Annotated in this window: 6 protein-coding genes; 1 reads left to right on the forward strand and 5 read right to left on the reverse strand. The window is 28.5% G+C overall.

The features are described from left to right. Positions 1-8: 8 nt before the first annotated feature. On the reverse strand, positions 9-1598 hold the full coding sequence (locus tag B3B03_RS16300) for an ABC transporter substrate-binding protein (RefSeq protein ID WP_346877829.1): 1590 nt from the start codon (positions 1596-1598) through the stop codon (positions 9-11). A 145-nt stretch (positions 1599-1743) separates the two neighbouring features. Between B3B03_RS16300 and B3B03_RS16305 the strand changes: the two genes are divergently transcribed. Next, positions 1744-2013: a hypothetical protein gene (locus B3B03_RS16305; RefSeq protein WP_346848990.1), complete on the forward strand. Its 270-nt coding sequence runs from the start codon at positions 1744-1746 to the stop codon at positions 2011-2013. Positions 2014-2153: 140 nt separating this feature from the next. Here B3B03_RS16305 and ligA read toward each other — a convergent pair whose 3' ends face one another. The 4 genes from ligA to secG all read right to left on the reverse strand — a co-directional run bounded on the left by ligA (position 2154) and on the right by secG (position 7508). Then, positions 2154-4151, reverse strand: coding sequence for an NAD-dependent DNA ligase LigA (ligA, locus tag B3B03_RS16310; protein ID WP_346848989.1), 1998 nt, complete (start codon positions 4149-4151; stop codon positions 2154-2156). Positions 4152-4287: 136 nt separating this feature from the next. Further along, entirely contained in the window at positions 4288-6549 is a 2262-nt protein-coding gene (gene pcrA / locus B3B03_RS16315) for a DNA helicase PcrA (RefSeq protein ID WP_346877830.1), read from the reverse strand. Between the two features lie 276 nt (positions 6550-6825). Continuing rightward, complete coding sequence (locus B3B03_RS16320) at positions 6826-7140, reverse strand: YerC/YecD family TrpR-related protein (protein ID WP_346848987.1); 315 nt, start codon at positions 7138-7140, stop codon at positions 6826-6828. Positions 7141-7274: 134 nt separating this feature from the next. Further along, on the reverse strand, positions 7275-7508 hold the full coding sequence (gene secG / locus B3B03_RS16325; RefSeq protein ID WP_035135246.1) for a preprotein translocase subunit SecG: 234 nt from the start codon (positions 7506-7508) through the stop codon (positions 7275-7277). Positions 7509-7648 lie beyond the last annotated feature (140 nt).

Below are 7648 nucleotides of genomic sequence, written 5' to 3' on the forward strand. Positions count from 1 at the left end.
CCTTAAATTTAAGGTACTTCTTTAACTTTTTCTAATCTTATATTTCCAGTGGTAGTTACATACACTTGGTTTATACCTTCTTTAACGCAAATAACATTGTTAATATTATATATAGGTATAGATATTAACTGATTTCTTAGTATTTTTTCACATTCCTCATAAATAATTTTTCTTTTTTCGTCATTCATTTCATATTTTGCAGAATTAATAAGATTGTAATATTCTTCATTTTCATATGAAATAAGATTATTATTAGAAATCTTATGGAAACTCTCAAAATACTCTCCAGGATTTCTATAGCTGAAATCAAACCTCTGCAATACTATATCATAATCTCCTTTATCAACAGCATTTTTCAACTCTTCTTTAGAATATTCTTTTAAAACTATTTCTGAATCAGTACACTCTTTAATATCAATACTTAAATCTTCAACAATTCTCCTATTTAAGTTATTTTTTTCAAAAATTACTCTTATTTCATGATTTTCATTGATATTGACCTTGTTAAAGAATTCTTTAGCTTTTTCAGTATCTCCAAAAATCGAGAATACTTGTTCTGTTTCATCTGTTTCCATCACATAGGATGTAGCTGGAGTAAGTAATTCTTTGCATATAAGTTGAGAGTAGTATTCCTTTGATAAAAGTGAGTTTATAGCTATTCTAAAATTTACATCTCCACCAACAGTTTCTTTATCCGGGTTAAAACTTAAATAATATACAGCTGAACCATTAAAACTTTTCACCATTGAATTTTGAGATAATCTTAAAAGTTCATTTATTGGAGCATCCATCATTATATCAATACCACCTGAAAAATAATCTGTATTGGTATCCGTCGACTTTTCAAAAATAGCTAAAGTATTTTCTTCGCTGTTTAAAAATGTAATTCTAATAGTTTCATCAGTAATTTTAATTCTTTCATAATGCTTTTGATTTTTTTCTATGTAGATCCCATCATTCTTTACATCTTTAATTACAAAGGGACCTGTATACCTTATTGAAGTAAAATTTTCCTTATACTTATCCAGGGTTCCGTAATCTCTAATGTTAAATACTGGGTTAGCTATGATATTAATAAAATAAGGATTTTTATAATTTAGTCTAATAGCTATGGTACTATCATCTTTTACGTTTATTGCCACATTTGAAAAATCACCAATTCCTTCTCTAAACTCCTTAGCTCCATATATACAATCTAAACTACTAGCATATACATTATTTCTATCACTTAAAAATCCTTTAAAAAAACTCTTAATTGCCTCTGCAGTAATTTTTTCTCCTGTACTATAATATATATCCTCTCTTAATATAAAAGTGTATTCTAAGCCATCTTCTGAAGTTATTATCTCCTTTGCAAGTGCTGGTACTATTTCTCCATTGTTATCTTCTTTTACTAAACCTTCAAAAAGTGTTATTAGCAAATCTTTATCTCTTACAGTATTTTCTCTTGTTAACTGTAAATCTTCAGGATTTACATTCATATTGTAAGTTATATAATTCACTTTACTATATTTTACAGAATTTAATTTATCTTTCTCAATAGATATTCCTGCTAAAATTATTATAATGCAAAGTACTGTAAATATTATTTTCTTCACCACAACACCTCCTATATTTAAAATTATTTACTCATTTATTTTAAAATAAACAATTCTGAGCAAGTTAACACAAAATTCTTCTTTTCCAATTGTAAACATGTGATATAATATTTATAATAATGTGTAAATAAATTGGAGGTATCTTATGGTTTACTTAGATATTATATTGAAAATATTAGGAATCTTATCTTTAATAACTTTTATGATAATAATCATTTGGGGATTTGTTGTTTTCAATTCTATATATAGCCAGCTGAGATATAGTAATTATATACTTGAAAAAATCTCACATATATTAAATATTTCATGTATAGATATGCAAGCTAAGGAAAAGGAACAACAAAAAAAATCTGAAATAATTGATGAAAACTCTAATTCAGAGCTTTTAGATAGCACTTCTGACTCTACTATCTAGAATAATAATTATTTAGTTATGGATGATACTCCTAATCAACAGAAAAATTTATATTGATTAGATGTATAGTACAATACAGATTATTTACTATAGCAATTAGCCCCATGGATAAAAACTCCATGGGGCTAATGCTTTCTACTTTAAATCATTCCCTTAAACTCTTCTTCAGAAATTACTCTAATTCCTAATTCTATAGCTTTATTATACTTAGAACCTGGGTCTTCTCCAACTATAACAAAGTCTGTTTTTTTACTTACAGAACCTGCTACCTTTGCACCGAAACTTTCTAATTTATCTTTAATTTCATTTCTTGAAAATTCTTTTAAACTTCCTGTAACTACAATAGTTTTATCTTTAAAAGGATTTTCATCTATTTGCTGAACTTGTTCCTCCCTTGGAGTTACACCCAAATTTAATAGCTCATTTATGGTTTCTCTAGATTTATCTAATGAGAAGAATTCAACTATAGTTTTTGCAACTATATCTCCTATATCAGGAACTGATATTAATTCTTCAAAGGATGCTTTCTCAATATTTTTTAAAGTTTTAAATTTCTTTGATAGATCCTTAGCTGTCTTTTTACCCACATTAGGAATACCTAGTCCATATATAAATGAAGATAATTCACATTCTTTACTATTCTCTAATGCTGTTAAAAGATTTGTAGCTTTCTTATCTCCAAACTTTTCTAATCCAACTAATTCATCTTTTTTTATTCTATATAAATCTGCTATGGACTTTATTCCAAGTTTTTCAAATAACTGTTCAGCAGTTTTTTCACTAAATCCAGCTATATTCATAGCTTCTCTGCCAGCGTAGTGAACTATAGTTTTTACCATTTGAGGCTTACATGCCAAGGTGTTTTCACAAAACAAATGCACTCCATCTCTAAATAATTCTTCCCCACAACTAGGACATACCTTAGGCTCTTCAATAGAAATACTTCTTTCTAATGACTCCTCTACTACTCCCATTATTTCTGGAATTACATCATTAGATCTTCTAACAAATACTGTAGCTCCAATTTTCACTCCCTTACGCTGAATATCATCTAAGTTATTCAAAGTAGCTCTTTTAACTGTTACACCACCTAACTCTACTGGCTCAAGAATTGCAGTAGGACTAACTCTTCCACTTCTACCTACATTCCATTCTACATCCAAAAGCTTAGTAGTTGTTTCTTCTGCTTCAAACTTATAAGCTATTGCCCACTTAGGAAACTTAATTGTATATCCTAATACCTCTCTAGTTTTTATATCATCAATTGCTATAACTACCCCATCTATGTCATAATTCAAGTTGTTTCTAATACTATTAATATATTCAACTTGTTTTTCTATCTCATCAATATTAGTGCATGTTTCCATATAATTATCCATAGGGAGTCCCATTTTTTTTATAAAATTCATCATTTCAGTATATGTATTAAATGGATTTCCTTCATTATATCCAACATCATAGAAAAAAGCAGATAAATTTCTTCTGGCAGTCTCCTTTACATTTAAATTTCTAAGAGCTCCAGCTGCTCCATTCCTTAAGTTCTTTAATGGGATAGAAGCATTTTTATTATAGTTTTCAAAAGCTTCCTTTGTCATAATAGCTTCACCATGAACTTCGATTATACTGTGATTATCTATTATGAGTGGAATAGATTTTATAGTCTTTACTTGACTAGTAATGTCTTCTCCAATTTCTCCAGTCCCTCTAGAGGATCCAACTATTAAAATCCCCTCCTGGTTATAGGTCAAATTTATAGAAAGTCCATCAAACTTTTTAGTAACAATATATTTAACACTTGGCAGTTTTTCTTCATTATTATTATTATACTCGTTTATAGCTTTAATATTTCTATTATGCCAATTCTTAATTTGTTCTATGGATTGAGCCTTATCTAAACTCCAAAGAGGAGCTCTATGTTTATATTTTCTAAATTCATCTAAAACTATATCTCCTACTCTTAACGTTGGTGAATAAGGTAAAACCTCTTCAAGTTCACTTTCTAATACTTTAAGTTCATCATATTTTTTATCATATTCCTTATCAGATATGATAGGATTATCTAGTACATAGTATTCATAGGAGTATTTATTTAACTCCTCTACTAACTTCAGCATTTTACTACGCTTATCATCACTCATTATAACGCTTCCTCCTATTAACTTAAAAATAGCTCTTATATATTTAAAATTTAATTATAGGCTATGTTTTATTAACATCTAAAACATAGCCTATAATAAACTTATTCTGCTGTCTTCGTGACTTTCTTACACTATATTAAGCTAGTTCCAGACCTGCCTTATTAAGCATAAGCTTTTTGATTCCCATATTGTTAAAAGCTATAGTAACTATAGTTTCTCCATTGTCTGAGGATATAGATACTACAGTTCCCACTCCAAATTTACCATGTCTTACTTTTACCCCTATAGTAAGTTCTTCTTTAACTGCACATTTGTCAACTCCACATTCAATGCCACTAATTTCACTTGAAGCCATAGGTTTCTTTGAATTATAAAAACCACTTCTAAAGGAGTGAGGATTATTATTAACCTTATTATTTACCTTATTGTTAATATTATCAAAACTTCCTTTGGATTGAGTTCCTCCATCATCATTCAAATCATATTTTAATTCCTTAGGTATTTCACTTATGAAGTCTGATATAGGATATCCCACAGTTCTACCAAATACCATTCTCTGTTCTGCCGATGATATATATAGCATCTCTTCAGCTCTTGTAATAGCAACATAGCAAAGTCTTCTTGATTCTTCCATCTCATTAAAATTATTCAAAGAAGCCATTCCTGGAAATATTCCATTTTCCATTCCAACTAAGAAAACTACTGGAAATTCAAGTCCTTTTGAACTATGAACAGTCATCATTACTACTGCATTATTCTCTTCATCTAAATTATCTATATCAGAAACTAAAGTTACCTTTTCTAAAAAGGCACTTAAGGATTTATCTTCTGAAGAATTTTCAAAGACTACAGCATCAGATACAAGTTCCTTTAAGTTTTCTATTCTACTTTCATCCTCGGCACTACTAGACCCCTTAAGCATTTTCATGTATCCACTTCTATCTAAAATATCCTCAATTAGTTCAGGTACACTTATATTCTCTGCATCCACTATAAGAGTATTCATTAAGCTCACAAATTTATTTATAGATGTTATAGCTCTTGCAGAAAGATTTGGTATAAATTCTGCATCTAAAAGTGCATCATACATGCATATATTATTTTCTGCTGCAAATTCCTGTACCTTAGCTATGGTTGTGTCTCCAATACTTCTTTTAGGCTCATTTATAATTCTTTTTAAACTTATATCATCAAGAGGATTATTTATCACTTTCAAGTAAGCCATAACATCCTTAATTTCTTTTCTTTCATAGAATCTGAGTCCCCCTACTATTTTATAGGTTATCTCATTCCTTCTAAAGGCTTCCTCAAATATACGCGATTGGGAGTTCATTCTATAAAGTATAGCAAAATCCTTTAAGCTTCTATTTTCTTCTCTTATCATCCTTTTAATTTGAGTTGCTACAAAGTTTCCTTCATCTATGTCGCTATAGGCTCTGTATACTTTTAGCTTTTCTCCAGATTCACTTTCAGTTCTTAACAGTTTATCTTTTCTTTGCGCATTATTTCTTATAACCTTATTAGCAGCCTCTAATATGTTTGATTTCGACCTATAGTTTTGCTCCAACTTAATAACCTTTGCTCTTGGAAAATCCTTTTCAAAGTCCAATATATTATTTATATCTGCACCTCTCCATGCATAAATACATTGATCGTCATCTCCAACTACACATATATTTTCATTTTCATTAACTAAAAGCTTTATCAATTCATATTGACATTTATTAGTATCTTGATACTCATCTACAAGAATATATTTAAATTTTCTTCTATAAAACTCTCTAACCTCATCATTTTCTTTAAGCAGTTTAACAACTAAATAAATTAGATCATCAAAATCCAAAGAATTTGTAGTCTTTAATTTCTTTTCATATGTTAGATAAACATCTGCTATCTTATTCATTCGAAAGTTTCCTTCATTTTCTTTTTTAAACTTCTTAGCAGATATTAATTTATTTTTAGCATCGGAAATTTTTGAGATAATTTCTCCATCAGTTATGTCTTTATCATTGATATTAAGTTCTTTCATGCACTGCTTTACTAGTGATTTAGCATCGTAACTATCATATATAGTAAAATTTTTATTGTATCCTAACTTATCAATTTCTCTTCTTAAAATTCTTACACAGCTAGAGTGAAAAGTTGAAACCCACATTGTATCAACTATATCTCCTACTAATGATTTAACTCTTTCCTTCATCTCTCCTGCTGCTTTATTTGTAAAAGTCAAAGCTAAAATCTGTGAGGGATATATATTTAAATCATTTATCATATGTGCCATTCTATAAGTAAGAACCCTAGTCTTTCCTGATCCTGCACCTGCTAAAATTAACAAGGGGCCTTCTACGGTAACAGCTGCTTCGTATTGCTCCTTGTTTAATAGCTTTTTTAAATCCATCTAATCACTCCTAAATTTATAGTTATCTAATGTAATTTATTAATCTTCTTTATCCTATAATATAATACTATACTATGAATATTTAACCTATTCTTTATTATACCATATACTATGAATTTATAAACGACATATAAATAATTACTCAATATGGTTACTACACCATAACCTTATATTGTAATTATTTTAATTTCTAATAAGTTGATTAAATAGAAAAAGCCTTACTCTCTTCAAAGTAAAGCTTTTTCTTATAATTAATCTATGATTACTTACAACTTTCTATTTATCTTCATATTCATTCCAATCAACTCTTTCAAATACTACCTTATATCCATTATTTCCATAATTTAAAGAACGATTAACTCTACTTATGGTAGCAGTGCTAGCTCCAGTACTACTAGCGATATCTAAATAAGTTCTTCTTTCTTTAAGCATTCTTGCAACTTGAAGTCTTTGCTCCATAGCTTTTATTTCATTTATTGTACAAACATCTTCAAGGAACCTATATACTTCCTCTCTGGTTTTAAGAGATCTAATTGCATCAACAAGATAATCCATTTCTGAAGTTTCAAGTTTTGAAACATATCCACTCATTATTTTCTCCCCTATCACTAAAAAATTCATCTATATACATTATAAAGTTATCATATTAAAGTGTAAACATTTAATCTTTAATATAATTTTATCAGACATTAAATACAAAAGCTATCCCCCTGGATAGCTTTTAGTTAAAGTATAAATATGTTTATTCCTATAATTGACCCTGCAAAAACAACTGCTGATACTATAGTAAGTTTAGTTAAGAATGATTCCTTTGTTTTAGTTTTATTTTTGCTATAAAAAGTTTCTGAACTTCCAGCTACTAATCCACCTAAGCCTGATGATTTACTTTCTTGAAGAGATATTGCCAATATAACTGTTAATGCGGAAATAATTATTACAACCTTTAATGCTGTTATCATTATTATGCCCCCTTAATTCTTTATCCTTATACATGTAATATATTTTATCACAGTAAAAATATTTTTACAATGGAAAGAGTAATAAATGTAAATATATATATTAAATTAATATATACTTCTAATTTCTATAATAAAAACAT

Source organism: Clostridium sp. UBA5712, from assembly GCF_002419845.1.
In the GTDB taxonomy this organism is placed as follows: domain Bacteria; phylum Bacillota; class Clostridia; order Clostridiales; family Clostridiaceae; genus Clostridium_J; species Clostridium_J sulfidigenes.